Here is a 2,473-nt window from a genome sequence, read left to right as displayed (position 1 = left end):
AACCGAACACCAATATCAAACTGTAGTAAAGGTCCCGGGGTCTTTCCGTCCTGCTGCGCGAAACGAGCATCTTTACTCGTAGTGCAATTTCACCGGGCCTATGGTTGAGACAGTCGAGAAGTCGTTACGCCATTCGTGCAGGTCGGAACTTACCCGACAAGGAATTTCGCTACCTTAGGATGGTTATAGTTACCACCGCCGTTTACTGGCGCTTAAGTTCTCAGCTTCGCAACCCCGAAAGGTCACTAACCGGTCCCCTTAACGTTCCAGCACCGGGCAGGCGTCAGTCCGTATACATCGCCTTACGGCTTCGCACGGACCTGTGTTTTTAGTAAACAGTCGCTTCTCGCTGGTCTCTGCGGCCACCCCCAGCTCACCGAGTAAATCGGATCACCAGTGATGGCCCCCCTTCTCCCGAAGTTACGGGGGCATTTTGCCGAGTTCCTTAACCATAGTTCACCCGAACGCCTCGGTATTCTCTACCTGACCACCTGAGTCGGTTTAGGGTACGGGCCGCCATGAAACTCGCTAGAGGCTTTTCTCGACAGCATAGGATCATCCACTTCACCACAATCGGCTCGGCATCAGGTCTCAGCCTTAATGTGTGACGGATTTGCCTATCACACGGCCTACACCCTTACCCCGGGACAACCACCGCCCGGGCTGGACTACCTTCCTGCGTCACCCCATCGCTTACCTACTACCACCTTGGTTCGCCGGCTCCACCACTTTCCTTTCCCCGAAGGGTCCGGAACGGCTTCACGGGCTTAGCATTAATGGGCTCGATATTGGGCGTTTCAAAGCGGGTACCGGAATATCAACCGGTTGTCCATCGACTACGCCTGTCGGCCTCGCCTTAGGTCCCGACTTACCCTGGGCAGATCAGCTTGACCCAGGAACCCTTAGTCAATCGGCGCACACGTTTCTCACGTGTGTATCGCTACTCATGCCTGCATTCTCACTCGTGAACCGTCCACAACTCGCTTCCGCGGCTGCTTCACCCGGCACACGACGCTCCCCTACCCATCACAACACCCGTTGGGGCTATACGCTGCAATGACACGACTTCGGCGGTACGCTTGAGCCCCGCTACATTGTCGGCGCGGAATCACTTGACCAGTGAGCTATTACGCACTCTTTCAAGGGTGGCTGCTTCTAAGCCAACCTCCTGGTTGTCTCTGCGACTCCACATCCTTTCCCACTTAGCGTACGCTTAGGGGCCTTAGTCGATGCTCTGGGCTGTTTCCCTCTCGACCATGGAGCTTATCCCCCACAGTCTCACTGCCGTGCTCTCACTTACCGGCATTCGGAGTTTGGCTAAGGTCAGTAACCCGGTAGGGCCCATCGCCTATCCAGTGCTCTACCTCCGGCAAGAAACACACGACGCTGCACCTAAATGCATTTCGGGGAGAACCAGCTATCACGGAGTTTGATTGGCCTTTCACCCCTAACCACAGGTCATCCCCCAGGTTTTCAACCCTGGTGGGTTCGGTCCTCCACGAAGTCTTACCTCCGCTTCAACCTGCCCATGGCTAGATCACTCCGCTTCGGGTCTTGAGCGTGCTACTGAACCGCCCTATTCGGACTCGCTTTCGCTACGGCTTCCCCACACGGGTTAACCTCGCAACACACCGCAAACTCGCAGGCTCATTCTTCAAAAGGCACGCAGTCACGACCCACTGGGTAAACCCAGTGAGCGACGCTCCCACGGCTTGTAGGCACACGGTTTCAGGTACTATTTCACTCCGCTCCCGCGGTACTTTTCACCATTCCCTCACGGTACTATCCGCTATCGGTCACCAGGGAATATTTAGGCTTAGCGGGTGGTCCCGCCAGATTCACACGGGATTTCTCGGGCCCCGTGCTACTTGGGTGTCTCTCAAACGAGCCGTTAATGTTTCAGCTACGGGGGTCTTACCCTCTACGCCGGACCTTTCGCATGTCCTTCGCCTACATCAACGGTTTCTGACTCGTCTCACAGCCGGCAGACTGTGAAAGAGAGATCCCACAACCCCGCATGCGCAACCCCTGCCGGGTATCACACGCATACGGTTTGGCCTCATCCGGTTTCGCTCGCCACTACTCCCGGAATCACGGTTGTTTTCTCTTCCTGAGGGTACTGAGATGTTTCACTTCCCCTCGTTCCCTCCACATGCCCTATGTGTTCAGGCATGGGTGACAGCCCATGACGACTGCCGGGTTTCCCCATTCGGAAACCCCCGGATCAAAGCCTGGTTGACGGCTCCCCGGGGACTATCGTGGCCTCCCACGTCCTTCATCGGTTCCTGGTGCCAAGGCATCCACCGTGCGCCCTTAAAAACTTGGCCACAGATGCTCGCGTCCACTGTGTAGTTCTCAAGCAACGACCAGCCACCCATCACCCCGCCACACTGGGCGAGTTCACTGGGGCCGGCATCGCGAAGACACGACCTCACGGCCGTACCCTCAGATACCCAACAACGTGCCAAGCACG

At 56.7% G+C, this 2,473-nt stretch carries 1 rRNA gene; it reads right to left on the bottom strand.

Annotated elements, in window-relative coordinates:
• Positions 1-2,327 (bottom strand): 23S ribosomal RNA (locus ACIPPS_RS32515); the annotation flags it as partial.
• Between the last annotated feature and the right edge of the window lie 146 nt (positions 2,328-2,473).

The organism is Streptomyces sp. NPDC090127 (assembly GCF_044746945.1).
In the GTDB taxonomy this organism is placed as follows: Bacteria; Actinomycetota; Actinomycetes; order Streptomycetales; family Streptomycetaceae; genus Streptomyces.
Note: the sequence above shows the minus strand (reverse complement) of the source record. Positions and strands in the feature narration are given on the sequence as shown.